General features: G+C 56.8%; 25 protein-coding genes. 8 read left to right on the top strand and 17 right to left on the bottom strand.

The window, feature by feature from the left end; all coding sequences use genetic code 11:
- Nucleotides 1-78: 78 nt before the first annotated feature.
- The 14 genes from tnpB to JFV26_RS11410 all read right to left on the bottom strand — a co-directional run bounded on the left by tnpB (nucleotide 79) and on the right by JFV26_RS11410 (nucleotide 8,860).
- Nucleotides 79-414, bottom strand: coding sequence for an IS66 family insertion sequence element accessory protein TnpB (gene tnpB, locus JFV26_RS11470; protein WP_201189253.1), 336 nt, complete (start codon nucleotides 412-414; stop codon nucleotides 79-81).
- Entirely contained in the window at nucleotides 411-743 is a 333-nt protein-coding gene (gene tnpA / locus JFV26_RS11465; RefSeq protein WP_207203826.1) for an IS66-like element accessory protein TnpA, read from the bottom strand. The genes tnpB and tnpA overlap by 4 nt, the downstream gene beginning before the upstream one ends.
- A 335-nt stretch (nucleotides 744-1,078) precedes the next feature.
- The gene (locus tag JFV26_RS11460; protein ID WP_201192328.1) at nucleotides 1,079-1,684 is read right to left on the bottom strand and encodes a hypothetical protein; all 606 of its coding nucleotides are present in this window, start codon (nucleotides 1,682-1,684) and stop codon (nucleotides 1,079-1,081) included.
- Nucleotides 1,681-2,220, bottom strand: coding sequence for an ImmA/IrrE family metallo-endopeptidase (locus JFV26_RS11455; RefSeq protein WP_201192326.1), 540 nt, complete (start codon nucleotides 2,218-2,220; stop codon nucleotides 1,681-1,683). Before JFV26_RS11455 ends, JFV26_RS11460 begins: the two co-directional genes overlap by 4 nt.
- A gap of 181 nt (nucleotides 2,221-2,401) precedes the next feature.
- Complete coding sequence (locus tag JFV26_RS11450) at nucleotides 2,402-3,550, bottom strand: site-specific integrase (protein ID WP_201192324.1); 1,149 nt, start codon at nucleotides 3,548-3,550, stop codon at nucleotides 2,402-2,404.
- A complete protein-coding gene (locus tag JFV26_RS33440; protein WP_342215445.1) occupies nucleotides 3,547-3,759 on the bottom strand; it encodes a DUF4224 domain-containing protein in 213 nt (70 codons plus the stop codon). Before JFV26_RS33440 ends, JFV26_RS11450 begins: the two co-directional genes overlap by 4 nt.
- 156 nt (nucleotides 3,760-3,915) lie before the next feature.
- A complete protein-coding gene (locus tag JFV26_RS11445) occupies nucleotides 3,916-4,116 on the bottom strand; it encodes a hypothetical protein (RefSeq protein ID WP_201192322.1) in 201 nt (66 codons plus the stop codon).
- Nucleotides 4,113-4,436: a hypothetical protein gene (locus tag JFV26_RS11440; RefSeq protein ID WP_342215444.1), complete on the bottom strand. Its 324-nt coding sequence runs from the start codon at nucleotides 4,434-4,436 to the stop codon at nucleotides 4,113-4,115. Before JFV26_RS11440 ends, JFV26_RS11445 begins: the two co-directional genes overlap by 4 nt.
- On the bottom strand, nucleotides 4,433-4,759 hold the full coding sequence (locus tag JFV26_RS11435; protein WP_201192320.1) for a hypothetical protein: 327 nt from the start codon (nucleotides 4,757-4,759) through the stop codon (nucleotides 4,433-4,435). The genes JFV26_RS11440 and JFV26_RS11435 overlap by 4 nt, the downstream gene beginning before the upstream one ends.
- 18 nt (nucleotides 4,760-4,777) lie before the next feature.
- Nucleotides 4,778-7,480: a toprim domain-containing protein gene (locus tag JFV26_RS11430; RefSeq protein WP_201192318.1), complete on the bottom strand. Its 2,703-nt coding sequence runs from the start codon at nucleotides 7,478-7,480 to the stop codon at nucleotides 4,778-4,780.
- 2 nt (nucleotides 7,481-7,482) lie between these two features.
- On the bottom strand, nucleotides 7,483-7,716 hold the full coding sequence (locus JFV26_RS11425; protein WP_201192316.1) for a hypothetical protein: 234 nt from the start codon (nucleotides 7,714-7,716) through the stop codon (nucleotides 7,483-7,485).
- A gap of 72 nt (nucleotides 7,717-7,788) precedes the next feature.
- Nucleotides 7,789-8,154, bottom strand: coding sequence for a hypothetical protein (locus JFV26_RS11420; RefSeq protein WP_201192314.1), 366 nt, complete (start codon nucleotides 8,152-8,154; stop codon nucleotides 7,789-7,791).
- Nucleotides 8,151-8,630: a YmfL family putative regulatory protein gene (locus JFV26_RS11415; RefSeq protein ID WP_201192312.1), complete on the bottom strand. Its 480-nt coding sequence runs from the start codon at nucleotides 8,628-8,630 to the stop codon at nucleotides 8,151-8,153. Before JFV26_RS11415 ends, JFV26_RS11420 begins: the two co-directional genes overlap by 4 nt.
- A gap of 29 nt (nucleotides 8,631-8,659) precedes the next feature.
- Entirely contained in the window at nucleotides 8,660-8,860 is a 201-nt protein-coding gene (locus JFV26_RS11410) for a DNA-binding protein (protein WP_201192310.1), read from the bottom strand.
- A 92-nt stretch (nucleotides 8,861-8,952) separates the two neighbouring features.
- Between JFV26_RS11410 and JFV26_RS11405 the strand changes: the two genes are divergently transcribed.
- Both JFV26_RS11405 and JFV26_RS11400 read left to right on the top strand, forming a co-directional pair.
- Nucleotides 8,953-9,300: a helix-turn-helix domain-containing protein gene (locus JFV26_RS11405; RefSeq protein ID WP_201192625.1), complete on the top strand. Its 348-nt coding sequence runs from the start codon at nucleotides 8,953-8,955 to the stop codon at nucleotides 9,298-9,300.
- Between the two features lie 102 nt (nucleotides 9,301-9,402).
- The gene (locus JFV26_RS11400; protein WP_201192308.1) at nucleotides 9,403-9,588 is read left to right on the top strand and encodes a hypothetical protein; all 186 of its coding nucleotides are present in this window, start codon (nucleotides 9,403-9,405) and stop codon (nucleotides 9,586-9,588) included.
- Nucleotides 9,589-9,657: 69 nt separating this feature from the next.
- Here JFV26_RS11400 and JFV26_RS11395 read toward each other — a convergent pair whose 3' ends face one another.
- The 3 genes from JFV26_RS11395 to JFV26_RS11390 form a co-directional block, all read right to left on the bottom strand.
- A complete protein-coding gene (locus JFV26_RS11395) occupies nucleotides 9,658-9,915 on the bottom strand; it encodes an ogr/Delta-like zinc finger family protein (RefSeq protein WP_201192306.1) in 258 nt (85 codons plus the stop codon).
- A 64-nt stretch (nucleotides 9,916-9,979) separates the two neighbouring features.
- The gene (locus JFV26_RS33435; protein ID WP_342215448.1) at nucleotides 9,980-10,849 is read right to left on the bottom strand and encodes a phage portal protein; all 870 of its coding nucleotides are present in this window, start codon (nucleotides 10,847-10,849) and stop codon (nucleotides 9,980-9,982) included.
- A complete protein-coding gene (locus JFV26_RS11390) occupies nucleotides 10,761-12,815 on the bottom strand; it encodes a terminase large subunit domain-containing protein (RefSeq protein WP_201192304.1) in 2,055 nt (684 codons plus the stop codon). Before JFV26_RS11390 ends, JFV26_RS33435 begins: the two co-directional genes overlap by 89 nt.
- Nucleotides 12,816-12,977: 162 nt before the next feature.
- On the opposite strand from JFV26_RS11390, the gene JFV26_RS11385 reads away from it, so the two are divergent.
- From JFV26_RS11385 to JFV26_RS11360, 6 genes are all read left to right on the top strand, one after another.
- Nucleotides 12,978-13,895 (top strand): GPO family capsid scaffolding protein, encoded by a 918-nt coding sequence (locus JFV26_RS11385; protein ID WP_201192302.1) that lies wholly within the window; start codon nucleotides 12,978-12,980, stop codon nucleotides 13,893-13,895.
- A 1-nt stretch (nucleotide 13,896) separates the two neighbouring features.
- Entirely contained in the window at nucleotides 13,897-14,913 is a 1,017-nt protein-coding gene (locus tag JFV26_RS11380) for a phage major capsid protein, P2 family (RefSeq protein WP_201192300.1), read from the top strand.
- Nucleotides 14,913-15,626 (top strand): phage terminase small subunit, encoded by a 714-nt coding sequence (gene gpM / locus JFV26_RS11375; protein WP_201192298.1) that lies wholly within the window; start codon nucleotides 14,913-14,915, stop codon nucleotides 15,624-15,626. Before JFV26_RS11380 ends, gpM begins: the two co-directional genes overlap by 1 nt.
- Before the next feature lie 97 nt (nucleotides 15,627-15,723).
- The gene (locus JFV26_RS11370) at nucleotides 15,724-16,188 is read left to right on the top strand and encodes a head completion/stabilization protein (RefSeq protein ID WP_201192296.1); all 465 of its coding nucleotides are present in this window, start codon (nucleotides 15,724-15,726) and stop codon (nucleotides 16,186-16,188) included.
- On the top strand, nucleotides 16,185-16,628 hold the full coding sequence (locus tag JFV26_RS11365) for a phage tail protein (protein WP_201192294.1): 444 nt from the start codon (nucleotides 16,185-16,187) through the stop codon (nucleotides 16,626-16,628). The genes JFV26_RS11370 and JFV26_RS11365 overlap by 4 nt, the downstream gene beginning before the upstream one ends.
- Complete coding sequence (locus JFV26_RS11360) at nucleotides 16,618-17,286, top strand: phage virion morphogenesis protein (RefSeq protein WP_201192292.1); 669 nt, start codon at nucleotides 16,618-16,620, stop codon at nucleotides 17,284-17,286. Before JFV26_RS11365 ends, JFV26_RS11360 begins: the two co-directional genes overlap by 11 nt.
- Nucleotides 17,287-17,289 lie beyond the last annotated feature (3 nt).

The raw sequence follows: 17,289 nt of genomic DNA, 5'->3' as shown, positions 1-17,289 counted from the left end.
GCCGATTTTGCCAGAGCAGGCTAAAACCGACGATAGGCTCATCGGACAATTGCACGGCCTGGGTGGCCATGGCAGGTGTTATACGATGGAAATCGCGCTGCCAGGCCCGACTCTTTGCCAAGGCAAACCCAGCACCAGGGCATGTAGCTGTTCGGCACCCAATTCTATCTGAGAGCCGTGTCGAGAACCCGGCCAGAAGAACTTGCCTTGATGCAGGCGGCGCGCTACCAGCCAGATACCCAACCCGTCGTGCACCAGCACCTTGATGCGCGTGGCGCGGCGATTGGCAAACAGATAAGCACAGTGCGGCTGCGCCGCACCGAACACTGCAACCACCCGCGCCAGCGCGGTTTCGGTGCCGGCGCGCATGTCCATCGGCTCGGTGGCGAGCCAGATGGAGTCGATGCGGATCATCGCAACAGGTCTCGCAGAAAGGTGGCGCAGGCAGCGGCGCTTTCGGTCGGCCAGTTCACTTTCACGGTGCCGCGCGGGTGTGGGATTTCGAGGCAGATAGTCGATGACGCGGCTTGCGAATTTGCTCCGGCTAACTGCAAGGGCAGCGGAATGAAAGCAGGTTGCAGCGCCATGGCTTTCTGCGTTTGCACTCGAATCCATTTATGGACGAGGTTCGCGTTGAGGCTGTGGCTCAGCGCAACGCTGGCAATCGAGGCCCCGGGCTGGGAGCACTCTTGAATGACCTGGGCCTTGAAGGATTTGGAGTAGGAACGGCGTTGTGGCTGCATGAAAGACCCGCTTAAAAGGCTAGAAATGGTGTCCACTTAAATCAGGTGGACACCATCGCCTTTGGCGTCGGGGTCAGGAAGGTGTGTTGGCCGGACGCATACCTACTGATTACAAGGAAGGTGCTTTAAACATTAAAATCAATCAGTTACGTGATTTCTTGTTACGTGCGACCTTTTCGCAGGCCCCGGTTCGTCAAGCGGTCAAAGTAGTTGTTACGCGTGTCTTGATAGAAGTAGGAGCATAAGAAGGCGAACCTAGGGATGAAAGCTCAGCTCAAAAAATGGACACAAAAAAGCCGCATCGAGCGGCTTTTGAGTTTGTAGCAACGTGGCAGCTATTCCTTGCCTCGTAAGCTTTGAATAAGCTTTCCAATTTCCTGAACAAGAGTAGCAATCGCGCCGTAGTCCTCTGTTTGCTCGCGTTCCTTTCCTTCACCGCCCATTCGTTCAAAATTGGTTACAAAACGGGCGATAGTGATAAACAGGATTATCGCCAGAGCTGAAGAGAACGATGCAGGAATCAAAGGTGCGAAGAACCTCAGATAAGGGTTTTCAGCAGCTACGACAGTCGCTGTTTTAGCGGTCGTGGCTGCGGCCTTTCCTGACGTTTTATTTTTGTCAGACTTGCCATTTGTAGGTGGAGTCGTCACGTCAGGCACATGACTTTCAGTCAGGGCTGCGTCTTCAACTTTGTGCTTTCTTTCTGCGTCTTTATCGATTGAATAGAGGTAATGACAGCCCACGTAGAGCGAAAATACTAGGCATCCAACGGCAGCAGTCATCATTACTGCAAGGGCACATACAGCGAACCATCGGCTGAATACTTTTCTTCTGATTATCTCATTAGTCAGACTAGCGTCAGGGGTGGTGGCCTGGCTGGGAGAGGCGTTTTTCGGCCCTCCCAGGTCAGTTGCACCAAATTCCATATCGCTATCAGTCATCTAAGTAAACCTAAGTTTTGAAGTCTGTACGACATGGCTGCGTTGGACACGCCGAAAACTTCAGAGAGCTGTTGCACCGAGCTTGCGCCATTAAATAATTCTTGGACTTTCATCTCGGGCATGACCAACTCTGCAGCAAAAATGTTAGCCGCCCGCTCCACTGGATTAGAGTTTCCGAAAGTAGTATCACGCTCTCTCGGATTCCCCTCGTTCACGTGTCCCAGCAGGACGTGCCCCAGTTCGTGGGCAATGGTGAACCTATTCCGATAGCTGATTTCTTCAGAATTATAGTCACAATAGAAAACATATCCGCCTGGAGTGTTTTCCAGTGAAGCTTGCCCACTCGCATTCAACGTCTGTGAATTAAGCGCCCGCACTTTAATAGGGATATTTTGAGAATCCCCTGTCGCTGGATCTTTTTTAAAGATCACGAGTCCTTGCGCGATCACATCTGGCTTGACAGGGAGATTGCCATCCCAGGCGAGCTGGAGCGCATGCTTTGCGAACTCAACTGCTTTTTGCGTGGAAATAATCATCTCTTAGCCTCCTTTGCCTCGCTCTCAAACGCCTCGTTTCGAGCGGCGCGAGAGTATATATGCATTAGCTGTAAGTTTTATACCCCTCGTCGTAACACAAGCTTTTTCGGGGAGCAAGGCATTTTACTACTGTATGGGTATACAGTACAGGGCTTTTGTGTCATTTCGGTGACGATCGCAATCAATTGGCTGACGGAAACACGATCGGAACGCTGTGATCATAGACGTCCATCATTTTCGCGTCACGGTGGCCACTCGCTTCCTGTTTATCTGCTCTGGTGCCTGTCGTGTCAGTAATGCCGCGCCGCTTCAAGTCATGCAGTGCGAAGCGGTCGCCTGGATCAATGTTCCCGTCTGAGATGGCCAGAGTGATAAATCGCTGCCAGGCCGTATCAAGGCTCGTCTTGCGAAGTGGACCACCGTGGTTGGCCACGATGATGAATCGCTTGGACGCTGCGATCGGGACCGGCGTTTTCCGGCGTTCCCAAGTTCTGGCGCGGAGAGCCTTCGCGCAATCCCACACCGCACGTAGTCGCGGCGTCCATCGCACTATGTTGTCTCGACTTCCCTTTCGTCGATTGGTCAGTATCCCCACTTCCAACTCGTTAGCATCTGTAAGGGTCACGACCTCGATACCACGCAGTCGGCACAGATAGGCCAGCTCCATCACACTGACCAAGTACTCGGGGCAACCTCCTGGCTCATTGCGTGCCAGGCGTCCGCGCGCTGTTGCACGATCGATCAGGACGTCCATTACGGTTTGCCTTGGCAACCGGCGTTGCTTTCGCTCAATCGGCGCTTCAATACCCAGGGCTGGGTTCACTTCCAGGAATCCACGATTGCGTCCCCACTGCAGAACGCGGCGCAGGTATCTCAGGGCGTGAGCAGCTTTCGAGGGCGTGCCCTCGTCTGCGAGCCGATCGACAATGCGTTGCACTAGGGCGGCGGTGAATTTCTTCACCGCCAGCTCGCCCAGAGGCTTGCTCAATTTTGTGGGGATGTTCAGCAGAACATCCCGGGAATAGCAGTAATCGTCATGGGTCTTCGGAGCGAGCTTTTTGTAACGGTCGCTCAGGTGGAACTGATCACAAACGTAGCGAAGCGTTCCCCTGTCGATGTTGGACGCCTCGTCCATGATCCGGTGAAGTTCTGCCAACGATACGTCTGCAGGGGCTACGTTCTTGCGGCGCTGCTTTCCCGTCTCGTCATAATGAAGGGTGTACCAGACCCCACTGCCGCGATGATCGAAATAAATGGCCGCCGGAAGGGCGGCCTGATCGACATGGGCAGGGATGTGGGGGTTGTGCTTACGCTTCCTCGCTCGTCTCATAGTATGTCTGAGTCGTACCTTTCAGCGCTGGCCGAAGTGACCCCGCCGGCATGATTAATCAAATCCAAGGTTGTCCATGGGCCAGTACGGCCACGAAACAACCGCACGCCCTGGTCGATCAGAGATCGTTCAACATCTGACCTGCGTTGATAGCCAGTAATGTGCTGCAGGTCTTGGAAAGTCAAAATTCCTGATGTGGCCAAGGTCACGGCACGGCCCCCAAATCTGACGATTTCCGCACCTGATGGAAGCCGAGTTTAGAGGCGGATTCAGGTACAAGCGTAGTAGAAACCCAGGCTTCAGATTCTGGCTGTACGCGCAGCCCGCCGGGAAGGCGGACTAAAAACCTGACTGGAGATCGGCAGTTATACATAGCGGCGTTCCTTTGCTGTCTTGATTGCAGCCTTTTCGGCCATCACTGCGGCCCATTCGTCAGTTTTGCGGTGCTGGCGGATACGGCTGCATTTCTTGTGTTTGCGGGTGGATCTAGCTGTACCGCAGATATCGCAGATGCTCGGCAGGTCCAGCCGTTTGCTGGCCATGGCTGGACGTTCACGGATACTCATATAGCTACCCCTGACGATCCTCGGCCGGCCAGCAACTGAGCAACTACGGCGACTTCGTGTGCACTGATGTCGCCAAGTTCTTTTGCAAAGCTGGTTAGGCATTCGAGACGAATCCGCGCATCGTCCGTTTTCCGCACCTGGTAATCGAACAACGCGGTGCCGACGATCCGAATGGCCATCAGGTGCCGCGCCGACCGGGTGTCATCGTTGGGCGGTGTGTTAGCCTTCAATTCGCTGCCGCTGTGGCGCTGTGCTTGCATGGTGTTGCCCTCAGTGGTGGTCGGTGCCGGGGAGCTGTAACTCCTCGGCACCACCTTCATTTCCGATCGGGGCCGACCGGGTGTGCTGTTGAATCCATTCGCTTGACCAGGTGAATCACCAGATCCTCAAGCTCAATCATTTCGTAAGTTGCTGACTGCCATTCCAGTACCGAGCGGATCTGCTCCCCGGTGCAGCCCAGCACTAGAAGTTCCCGTTTATGGGCTGCACAAACATGCAGAATCTCGACCAGTGCAGCACCGCCGTATGCTTCCGCGTAGACAGTTTTTATCGTCACCCCGAGCCAATCCAGCTGGCCACTTACGCGTTTGAGAAGAAATGAATCTCTGATAGAACCATCGCCGGTGATGACTTGAACGTGCATGTTTTCTCTCCGTGGTGGTCAGGCCTTGAACTGCCAGCAGCTCACCGATTCAGGGGCTGGGCTGAGAGGCATGTTCTTGCGTTGAATGCTGTTGATAGCGCTGGACGTGGTGCGGTTGACGTCAATCAACTTGTGGGAGCGGCAGTCGCGCAGCAGATGACGCAACGTGCCGATGTCTGCGAGCTTCTGACGATGCTCGGCTGCGACTTTGGCGAAGCCGTTGAGGTTGATTGCGATGACGTCGGGCTTCTTGCTGTGATTAACCAGAGGCTCGCTGCTGAGCGATTCCAAATACTCGTAGACCTGCCAGAACTCGACCACTTCCGGCGGGTCGGAGACGATGGCGGCCTGCCGTTCATGAGCCATTTCGATGAGTTCTTTACGTGCACCGGTGATCATGGTGTCGTCCAGGCGCAACACCAGGGCGAGGCAATCAACGAGGGCGAGCATCATGCTGTGGTTCTTGATGATTCGAGCCGAGCCAAGCGTGCGTAACGAGCGCAGATGCTCGCGATGCTTTGGATAGGTTTCGGCAAACCGAGCCATTACCTGTGGCTCTTGGCTGATCGCTTGAACAAGAAAATTGCTGACTTCGTCTATTTCCATCTGGCTGAGTGCGTCCGCAGCTGCACTGCTTTCCTGCGTGATTTTTGGCTTGAGGAAGAACAGCTTTACGATCCGGCTCATAACTGCTTCATTACCGGTGACCGTGGCGTTCTGGGCGATAGCAATCGTTGCGCGGAACTCAGGTTCGTATGTCTCGTTGGTATTGTTTTTCACGCCTCGGGTGCCCAGCAGGCCACCACCGAAAAAGTCTTTGAGTTCATTCATGTCGAAGGATTTTGAGTTCGCCCCGTCGCTGTTCCTATCGCCCTCGATCAATACAACCGGCATACCAGCAACCTGGCCCATCGAGCGGCTACGCCCAGACGGGGTGCCTTTGGTAGGGTCGAAGCCCTCGTAGTGCCGACCGAAGAGCTTCCACAGGAACATGATCAGCGTGGTTTTACCGGCGTCCGGTTCACCGGTCGCTTCCAGGAACGGAAAGCTTTCGTACTGCGCACGGATCTGTTCTGCAAACAGGGAGCCGAACCAAAATGTCAGTGCAATCAATCCCTTTTCGCGGTAGCACAGCCACAGCTTTGCCAACCAATCGTCGCGATAGCCGTCATTGCTAGCCTTTGGGTTGATCTTTACGTTCTTGACCAGGCACTTCACGCGGCGTTTGCCGAACTCGAAGTAGTCGTCTGCGTTGGCCTTGTAGACCGTCCCTTTGTGGCACGCGATATCGTTGAAAATGTAGGCGCCGTGTTCCTTGCTGTAGCCCACGAAATCGATTGTTTCGACCGTTTTGATCCCCTCGATTTGCTTCATCGAGATTTGATCCAGGTGTTTCTGAGCGCCAAGCCAAGTGGCGCTCGAGTAGAGCAGTCGAGCCTTGAACTCGCTGCTGGATGCGAACTGCTTCAGGGTGAACGTGATCTTTTCGCTGGGCGCGTCATTAGGGGGACTGATGCGCACGTAGTACCAGGCCTCACCTGTGGCCTCGTTTACCTGTTTATACAAAGTGGTGAAGTTGCAATTCGCCAACAGTTTGAGCGAACAGGCCGTTTCCAGTGCCTTGCGCCTTGCCCCTTTCTCGGTAAGCAGTTGGTCTTCGTGATCGTCGCTGTTCAGCAGCTCGCGCTGCTCTTCGTCGAGTTTGTGTAGATCGAACTTCGCCCAGTACAGACGGTTGAAGAAGTCAAAGTGGAACTCTGATCCCTCTTCTTCCCAGCCATAGATAAGCAGTGCCTTTTCCTTTGCAGATTCCGCCAGCAGCAGGTCGCCCTGGTGCCGGGCAGCTTCAAAGTCGCGCTTGCGGCGGTGGTTGCGCTTCTGTTCGTCGTCCTCGAACTGCCAGCGTTGGTGCAGATCGTTCCAGTCAACTTTGCGACCAGGCTGTGGAATGAGGGCAGCCCGGCAGGTGAAACCCATCTCACGGGCCTGGCGTACCCAGCGTCGGGCGTATTCACAAGCCTCTGGTTCATTGTCTGGCGCCCAAACGAGTGTTGGCAGTTTGCTGCCGCGCAACTCCACAAGCTTCTTCAGCGATGCCTCGGGGAAGGCGTTGGATGACATCGCGGCCACTGCCGCAACGTCGTTATGGATGAGTGCAATTGCGTCAAAGATCCCCTCAGTGATCCAAAGCTCTTTGACCTCGAGCAGGTCAACGCATGGAGGGCACCACCACACGCCTTTGTAGCTTTCGCCGGATTTGAAGCGTGCTTTCTTCTTGCCGAAACGATGTGGTTTATCAATCAACCGTTCCCAGTAACCACCTTTCTCCAGGGGGAACCGGACCGTGGCACTGCCGATGCCTAATTCAGGGGAAAAATAGCTGTCCTGCGTATACCAACCCGAGAGGACTTCAAGACGAAACCCCCGCGCAAATTCCAGATAGGCCCGTGCTGTAGCGTTCGGCTGATCGTGTGTTACCGGTGCGCGCTTGCTCCAGTCTTCGAACAGGTCATCGTAGATTTCCTTGACGGGCATCGTGTGCTTGCACTTCTCAGGACGGCCGCAGATGACCATCCAAGGGGCTGAGAAACGCGTGAACAGCGTTTTCTGGTTGCAGTTCGGACAAGTGCCGCCGCGCATGTAGTCGGTGCCGCTACGGTGTTTCAGGCCGTAGTCGGACTCAAGGCGTTGCAGAACATCGTGTCGGAGATCGTCTCTCATGGTTATTTCACTGCTTTGAGGCTGAAGGTGAGGGCGCCGATCATGTGTTTTTGAGCGGCCATCACAGGGCTGTTGGCGAGGATTGAGCCGTGGCGCAGTCCATCGGGAATCAGGCGGTACTGGTCTGCGTACCAGAGTTCATTGAGGCTGAGACGGTATTGCTCGCGCAGGTTGGCCAAGAGCGCTTGAGCCTGGGTAGGCGTCAGTTTTGCGTTGATGTTCATGGCGTTTTCCATCGTCAAACCTCAATTTCGGGCGCAGCTCACCCAAACCCACGGCGGTGGGACAGGCGATTTATTGGGTGGGAATTACGAAGCGGTGACGCGGAAGCGCCCGTTATCCGGTGCGATAAGAATGCGTTCGTAGATCAGGCTGACCGGGATTGCCCAGGCGTTGCCGGTGGCGGTGTCGATGATGACGGTGTGGGTGGACGTGCAGTTGCGAATGTCCAAACGTTGCCGATCGCTCACCGCTGACATTTCGCTGCTGGCCAAGTGCACCAGCTTTTCAGCGGACTGAGTCAGCGCGTCGTAATCCGAAACCAGGTGCTGCACGGTGCGGGCGAACAATTGCTGATCGTCGCCCAGGTGTTCGCATCGGTGCCGCTCAAGGAACACGAGCGCCGCGGCTTTGAGCATGTCCTGATATTCCTGTACTGCGGGCAGATTGTTCATTGGCCTTTCCCCGGTTTGGCGCGGTATAGGTCGATCGCTGCCAGCACTTCAGCATGCCGTGCGGCCATGTGGAGGTTGTGAGCGTTGAGGATGATTTCAGCCTCTTCAGCGTTGATCGAACCATCTTCCAACGCCTTGGCAATGGCCTGGTCAACACAGCCGCGTTTTGCGGAAACCTGAACTGATCGGGCGTACAGCTCGACGTTATCCAGCGTGTCGGGGTCTGCGACGGGTACAAAAAGGCCGCCGTACATTTGCGCAACATAGTTCGGGAAGTGGCTGGTGCCGCGATCTTGTTCAAGCATGAAAACTTGAGCGTCACTCAGTGGGCTACAGCTGGCACTTTCATAGGCGTGGTTATCGAATTTTTTGACCTTCATTCCCAAGCGAGCGGCTGCGCCTTCGCGTCCACCGGGATAGCTGCGAATGATCTCGCTCATAACTTCTTTGCGGGTCTCTAGAACGGGGCTTTTCATCTTCTACTGTTCCCTGTTGGTCTGTGCCGTTACTGTTCGATAACGCCGTCTTTGATATTGAGCAGCACGGCGGCGCGATGTGCCTCCCCACGGCGACCTTTGATCCGACCGTTCAACAGGTCGCTGACTAAATTTTTGTTCAGTCCGTGCTTCCGGCTGAACTCCGCAATACTCATCCCTCTGCGATTCAACGCCTCTCGGGCTTGCTCGGGTGTAACGGTGGCGGGCATAGTGCGCACTCTGTTCAGTTGTGTTTACTTGTGTTCGTCTGTGGTGATTCTTGGTCAAAAAAATGATCAAGTCAATGGTGGTGAATAAAAAAATGCTCATAGCTGATCGAGTAGGTGAACGCCTAAGGGAAGAGCGCGAGCGCTTAGGGATGAGTCAGACAGAGTTTGGAGTGCTTCTAGGTGTCAGTAGGGGGACACAAAAGAACTATGAGCTGGGAGCGAATTCGCTCGATCTCCGCTACGTTGCGGCGCTTGAAGAGCACGGCGCCGATGCTGCGTTTGTGCTCACTGGTCGCCGTTCCACGCCGCTTGGGCAAATGTTCACGGCAGCAGAAGAGGAACTGATCACTCAGTTCAGGAGCATTACGGAAGAAGACAAAAAGGCGATCCGCCGTTTTCTTCAGGCCATGGCCGATGATGCGGCCAAGAGATCGAATTAACTTGTAACAAAGCTTGTTCCGCATTTGTTAACTCCCTCGTTCGAAACCCAGTCCCCGCCCCGATAACGCCGATTCAGCAATGCACTTTATGGAGTAGTTAGCATGTTGGATCGCATCAAAAAGGAACCTGTTTGCGTTGGGTTTGCAGAGTTCGAACAGCAAACCCTGAGCAAAGCGGAACGCCGTCTCATTGGCTTTTACCGGTCATTGAGTGAACAGGAGCAAGGTCAGCTCCACCGGCTTTCCGAGGTTCTTGCAACCCATCCAAAAGAATCAGCCAATAGCTGATATCCCGATCGCCTAACCCCCGGTTTGGTGTAACCGATCGCCGACGCTTTGAAGTCGGCGGTTTGCGCGCTACGCAACTGCCTGCGCCCCGAGCTGTTCGAACAGCTCCCGCTGTTTCGCCCTGGGCATTTCCTTCAAACGATCGAGCAGCATCCTTTCGAACGACTGAGCCGACGGGCTCAGCGTGTGAGAAAACGTCAGTTCCGCAACCCACGTGTGCCCGCACTTTGCATCCAGGCACTGGCAGTACAGCTTCACGAAATCCACGGAAAACTTCTCTCGTGAAGCGATCCGTCCTCTGTGCCCGCATTTGCATTCAACTCGCATTGTGTCCCTCCCCAGGGCAGCCAATCGCTACCATGTTGCCACAATATGTAGTGCGGTTAGCGTCTTATGCAGTTGAATCAACTGCTTCTGCTTGTTTCTTCCAGTCGAATCGCCTGTCTTCGCGTAGCGTGTCATTGAGCTGGTTAAACAGTTGGCAGATCGGCCGAATCTCATTGCTGGTGTACACCCGATCGATCTTCTCGATATCGCCAAAGCCCCCGCTGTTTTCCGGGATGATCCCAGCCAGTGCCGGGTTCATACGCCAAGCGGCGATCACATCGTTACGAGTGATGTTCTTCACCTTTTCCAGCTCGTCTTTAGCCTGGAAGTCCCCCACGGGAATGATCTGGATCGCCTCCTTGTCGCCGCCCGGGATGTTGACGAACATCGAGCGGAAGTTGCCCACACCCTTGCTCGCGGTGATCTGGGCTCTCAGTTCGTCCTCGTCGTCTTCGCTCAGGTTCGGGTCGTTGGTGTAGAAGATGTAGCCCGCGTGGGCGCCGTTGCTGTAGTAGCGCCGGCGGAACAGTGTTGCGGCTTCGTTGAGCAACAGCGCCTGCATGCCGCCCAGGTAATCAGGCACGCCGTAGATGTTCTGTTCCACGTCGTAGTTCATGACGTGCTCGATTTCGTCCTGGTCGAACTCCACTTCTTTGCCGTCCGGCAGCAGCATCACAAAACCACCATCCACCTTGACCCGCATGTTGATCGTCGGCAGATGCTCCATCTCCAGCACCTGGCCGAAGGCGTTGCGGTTGCGCAGGAAATAAGCCTCGCCGAACACCATGAAGTCGAGCCCGGCACGACCCATGGTCGTGATCGAGCAGCCCTCCGAGGGGATGAACTCACGCAGCAATAGGTTGCGCTTGAACCCGGGAATGGCGCCGTGGTGTGCGTTGGCGCGCAGCAGTTTGGCCAGGCCCTGGCGCGACACCGGCGGCGTGTAGATTCGGCCGTCGTGCGTGGCAAACACGCCCAGGTACTGCCCGATGTTTTCGCTCAGAACCTGTTCGGGGGCACCGAATGAAAACGCGCGCATCGGACCTGGTGCTGTTTTGTGCTGCTGGTTTTTTGCTGGTTTGCCCATTGGTGCTGGATCCGCTGAGTGTGTAGCGGCTGCGCCGCTGCTTGTTGGTGTTGAGGGGTTCGTGGGCCAGGGCATGCATGATCGCCCAGGCAATATCGGCGTGCCCCGAGGCGTCGGTGCGTGATGCGCTGTACGTGACTTGGCCGCCGCCCGTAGTGCCCCGCTTGATCGTCAGGAACGCCTGAGCGATGTCGTTCCAGCCGGCATCCCATTCGATCCGGCTGCCCTGAATCGTGTCCTGCGCTTTGAGTACCAGGGTGTTTTTCGTTTCGAGGCTGTAGTGAATCGAGGTCGCACGCGGGTAGAAGTCGCGCACCAGGTCAAACACGCCGTAGCCGATGCCGGTGGTATCGATGCCGATGTGTTGCACGTTGAAACGCTCGGTAAGTTTTTTGACCTGCTCGGCCTGGTACTTGAACGACTGCCCACGCCAGCTGTGCTTTTCCAGAATCCTGAACTTGGCACCAGGTTCCAACGGCGGAGCAATGACCACACAACTGGCGTCGTCGCGGGTACGGCTGGGGTCGTAGCCGATCCACACGGGGCTGTTGCCGAATGGGCGCGGATCGTCGGGGTCGTAGTCGGCCCACAACGACAGGTCGGAGTAGCAGCGTTCCAGGTCGGACAGGGAAAAGGCGCTCATGGTGCTGTCGATGAATTTGCACATGAACAGCTGCTGAAACTTGTCCTCGTCGTACTCCAGCTGCAACTGCTCAAGGTCGAACAGATCGCAGCCGCCGGCAATGGCATCCAGGATGGTGATGACCTTGCGCCATTGCCCGTCGGGGCACAGCGAGCCAGCCGCTGCCTGGGTTTCGCTCGGCCACGGATCCTTGGCGTTCTTGCGTTTGCTGTTGCGGAATTTCTCGCCAGTCCAGAACGGGTAAGCCTGGTGCGATACGGCACTGGGCGTTGAAAAGTAGGTCTTGCGCCACTTTTTGTGCGTGGCCATGGCACTGGCGACGGTGTTCAGTTTTTCGAAGTCGCGAATCCAGAAATATTCGTCAACGTAGACGTGGCCATGGTGACCCTGGGCGGTGCTGCTGTTGGTGCTGAGAAAACGCAACTCAGCCCAGGGCTTACCGTCTTTGCTCAGCACAATCGGGTTGCCGGTCAGCTCCAGGCCGAACCACTCTTGTGCGAACGCGATGATGTAACTGCGGAAAATCTCGGACTGGGCGCGGCTGGCCGACAGGAAAATCTGGTTATCACCGGTGAGCACGGCGTCCATAAACGCTTCGCCGGCAAAGTAGTAGGTCAGGCCCACCTGGCGGCTCTTGAGGATGTTCCGAATCCGGCAAGTCAGCGGGTTCTGTTTGGCCGCGAACAGCTCTTTCTGATAGCCGTACATCTTGCTGATGAACTTGTCGAGAAAGTCCACCTCGGTCAGATCGCCGACTTCGTTCTTGGCTTTCTTCTCGCGCTTCTTACCGCCTTTGTCGCCGCGATCGCCCCGATCTTTGCGCTGACCCTCTCGGCGCTGGCCATCGTCCGCCGGCGGATCACCGACCGGTGCCGGCGCCGGTTTCACCGACTGCTTTAACAACCGCTCGCGGACGGTGGTAAGTCGGTCGAGCTCGTCCAGATCGCCTTTGGACAGCGATGTGGTTTTGTCCAGGAGCAGGGTGATTCGCCGGCCTACGGCGGTCAGCGGTTCTTCGTCCGACAGCATGTCGTCCCATTCGCCCTGGCGGATCCAGTAGTAAATGATCCGGATGTTGGGCAGGGACAATTGCGCCTGGATTTCACGCGGCTTGCAGCGGCGTAAATAGAGGCGTTTGGCAGCTTCTTTAAGTTCGGGGGCGTATGGCATGGCCGCAGTCTATGCGGCGAAAACGCTGGAAACGCGGGGTTAAAATCCGCCATTCACCTATATCTGCGATATAGGACCAAAGCAAAAGTTAACCGTTTGTTTGGTGCTCTTTCGGTGAATATCGTGGCGGCTCAAATCACCGATTGAGCGCAGTTATCGCCCATGCCCCGTTCCCTTGTTTCGTTCTGGAAACGTGTCGCCACCAGCGGCCCGACCGTTGATGGTCGCGTAATCCTTCCCCAGGAACTGCGCGATATCGCTGAGACCTACAGCATCGCAACTTATACGGCGACGATCTGGTGCGAGCACGAACGCTGGCCAGGTGCTCACGGCACCGTATTTGCCGTGCGCCTGGTTGAGGACGCCGACGATTTGCAGCCTGGCCAAGTGGCGCTGGAAGCCCAGTTGAAGCCAAACCAGCGACTGCTATATCTCAATGACCAGGGTGAAAAACTGTTCACCAGCATCGAGGTCACCCCGGACTTTGCCAACACCGGCAAGGCCTATCTGACTGGCCTCGCCGTGACCGATTCGCCGGCCAGCCTCGGCACCCAGGAACTCTACTTCTCCCGTCAGACCGGTAAGCCTGTGCATTACGCCGCTGCCGTGCCTCTCGGCGCGCTGAAAGAAGACGAGCCAACCGGCGACATCGGCAAGGTTCTGAGCATGTTCAGCAGCCTGTTCAAACGCTTCGGTATTGACGAAGTGCCAGAAAAAACCACCCCGACAACTCCCGAAGAGAACAACGAAATGGATGAAACCACCGGCACGGCTCTCAAGGCCTTGCGCGATCAACTCCTGATCATCGTCGCAGGACTGGACTCCGTGATCGAAATCGCTGCCGCCGCAGCGCCTGAACCCGACGCGGCACTGGTCGACGACGTGCAGGCGGCTGTCGATACGGTCGTAACCACCGCCGAAACTGAGTTCAAGAGTAAAAGCCAGGCCAGTGCAAATAAGACCCTGGCCGCCCAATTGGCAGCGCTGACAAAAGAGTTCAGCGCGCTGAAAGACACCTCAGTTGGCCGCGTCCTGCCGAAAACCACCGGCTCCACCGACACCAAAAAGCGGGTGCTCTGACATGGCTCAGTCCCTTAGCGCTTATGGCGCGAAGATGTTCGCGCAGATGCAGCTCGATATCGCCGAGAACTACGGCGTTGAGCTGGCCAGCAAGATGTTCAGCGTTGAACCGACAATCGCTCAAGAGCTGAACGAGGCGATCACTGCCAAGTCGGACTTCCTGCAGCGCATCAACGTCATTGGCGTGAGCGAGATCAAAGGTCAGAAAGTGTTCCTGGGCGTTTCTGGTCCTGTGACCGGCCGCACCAACACTAAGACCACCGATCGTGAAGCCAAGGACGGCTCGGCGCTCGACGAAAACACTTACGAGCTGTTTTCCACCGAGTCCGACGTCAGCCTGCCATACGCGAAAATCGACGCCTGGGCGAAGTTCCCGGACTTCCATCAGAAGTACTCCGCTGCTGTGCAGAAACAGATTGCGCTCGATCGCATCATGATCGGCTTCCATGGCACCAGCGCTGCTACGCAGACCGATATCGTCGCCCACCCGATGCTGCAGGACGTCAACAAGGGCTGGCTGCAGATTGCTCGCGAGCAGATCCCGCAGCAGGTTATGGCTCAAGGTCTTACTGCCGGCAAAGTCACGCTGGGCGAGGGCGGTGATTACGCCAACCTCGACGCCCTGGTGCACGACACCAAGCAGATGGTCGACGAGCGTCTGCGTGACGGCGGTGATCTGATCGCCATCATCGGTAGCGATCTGCTGGCCGCCGACAAGGCGAAGCTTTACGCCAAGCAAGGCGATGTTCCGACCGAAAAAGAACGCATCGAAGACGCCCAGGTCATCGCGACCTATGGCGGTCTGCCGAGCTTTAGCGTGCCTTTCTTCCCGGTCAACGGCGTCGTGGTCACCAGCTTCGACAACCTGTCGATCTACTTCCAGGACTCCAGCTGGCGTAAGCAAACCATCGACAACCCGAAACGCTCCCGCGTCGAGGATTACAACAGCCGTAACGAAGGCTATGTGATCGAGCAGCTGGAAAAGTTCGCGATGACTGAAAACGTGGAGCTGGTCTGATGAGCCTGGCACTGGCGCACAAGCGCCGAACTCTGGCCGAAGGTCCAGCCGCTGCACGCGCCGGTGCCGAAGCGGTGGCGTATTCATCTGCCACCGCGCTGTCCAGCCCAGCCAACGCGAAGAAACACCTGAGGCTGATGGAAGACGCATTGGCGCAGGACCTGGAACGCGTCAGTGCGATCAACAGCCGCGAACTGCGACAGCAGCTCAAGCGTGACGAGCTGCTGCCCAAGTACCGGGACTACGTGCAGCGCTACCGCGATTCCGGATTGAGTTTCCCGAACTCGGTAGTGATGCAGGTCCTGGTCTGGCTGTTTGACACCGTGCAGTTCGAAGCTGGCCTGGACTTGGCGAACTTCGCCATGGCGCAAGACCAGCCGATGCCTGAGCGCTTCAAGCGCGATGTGCCGACCTTTGTCGCCGATGCGGTGATTGAGTGGGCCGAGGCTGAGCAGAAGGCCGGCCGCAGCCCAGAACCGTATCTGTCCGACCTGTTGCCGCGTGTCGATGGCGAATGGCAGCTCACCGAACAGATCCCGGCCAAGTACCACAAGTTGATTGGCATCCGCGCAATGACCGCCAAGGACTGGGCCAAAGCTATTGCCCACTTCGAACGCGCCACTGAGTTGCACGCAGCTGTCGGTGTGGGCACTCGCCTGGAGGGCGCTCGCAAAGCCCTGACAAAAGAACTGGCTGAGAAAGCTGCCGAATAACCGACTACCCCCCGGCGAGAAACTGTGGATGTGAGCCAACCATTTATGGCCCTGACCCACTGAAACAGTTTTCCCGCCCCTATTTGAGTGGCCAGCAATGAGCAGCTTTTCCGGGAAACCCACGACCTTTGTGGAACAGGCGATCGAGAACGACGGCTTTTGGCCGAACCTCTCCGTGACCGAGTTCCAGAAAGGTTACCGCCTGCCGGCGGAGTACCTGGTAGACATGCTGGTCACTGATTTGACCACCGCAATGTGCGAGGTCAATCACGATTTGGCCAAGCGCAAAGGCCAATGGCAGAACCTGGGCATCGCCACCGTGGAATCTGCGGACCCTATGGTGCTGCCGGAGCGCACATTTCACACAGCGACGTACAAGCGCGCCGTGTACTGCCGCGCCAAAGCCAGTTTGCTGACTCAGTTCGCCACCGTGACCCGCCGCGACAGCGCGGAGAACACCGGCAAAGAATTGCCCGAGCGTGGCGAAACATTCCTGGAGTTCAGTCAGCAGGCCGTCCGGTCGCTGCAGGGTCGTGGGCGCATCACGGCGGTGTTGCTGTGATCAAGCTGCAGGCTTTGACGGCCTACCTCATTGATCGCCGCCTGGTGGCCCCCGAACAGCTCGACAGTTGGACCGACCAGGTCCAGGTCGAACTGGTCTGGAAGCCCGACACCCTGGGCATGCACATGGGTGACATGAACTACGGCGCGACAATCGCGATCGAGCGGTTCGCAGATCATCCGGCCCGCCTGTTTGCCCTGGTGGGCAGTTGGCTGGAAACCCACGACCAGGACCGTGACGGCCTGCCCAATGTGGTGTTCGACGTGGTCATGCTCGAAAACGACCTGGCCGACGTCGACATCAAAGTTCAGTTCACTGAAGCCCAGTACCTGGCCGAGGATCCTGCCGGCGAGATCGAGGCCTTCGGTCAGACCTGGTCATTCGTGCCATTCGAACTGTGGGTCGCGGAAACCGGCGAGGTGACCGGCCATGGCCTTTGATCTGGACATTCGCGGCATGCTCGAAGCCCAGGATCTGCTGGCTCTGATGGAATTGCCGACGCCCAAGCGCAAGCGCCTGCTGAACAACGTGGCCAAGCGCGTGCGCAGCCTGAGCCGCCAGCGCGTCCGCAACCAGCAGAACCTGGACGGCACACCGTTTGAGGCCCGTAAGGACACGTCCAAGGGCAAGAAAAAGATGGAAGCGGGACTGGGCAAGCTGCTCGATGTCACACGCCTGACCGGAGACGAGGCCGAGTTGGGCTGGCGTAACACCCTGACCCGCTGGGTTGCCTCGCAGCAACACAACGGCGTGTCCGAACGGCGCACCGCCGCGCAGATGCGTCAGTGGAACAAGGTCCCTCCGGGCACCGCAGCCACAGAAAAGCAGGCCAAGAGCCTGCGTCGGTTGGGCTTTAAAACCCGCCAGACCGGCAAAAAGACCCTGACACGTCCATCAGTGGCGTGGATCCAGCAACACCTGAACTACGCCCGGGCGGGATTGTTGATCCGCGTCCTGGACGACCAACGAGCCGAATCTGCCGGCGCGCAGAGCTGGGACATCCGGCTACCTGCACGTCAGATCCTCGGTGCCAGCGACAGTGAAACCAGCCAACTGGTGAATCTGGTGCTGCAACAAATCCTTAATTCACCCCGCTAACGA

The organism is Pseudomonas sp. TH31 (assembly GCF_016650815.1).
Taxonomy (GTDB): Bacteria; Pseudomonadota; Gammaproteobacteria; order Pseudomonadales; family Pseudomonadaceae; genus Aquipseudomonas.
This window is presented reverse-complemented; position numbering and strand designations above follow the sequence as displayed.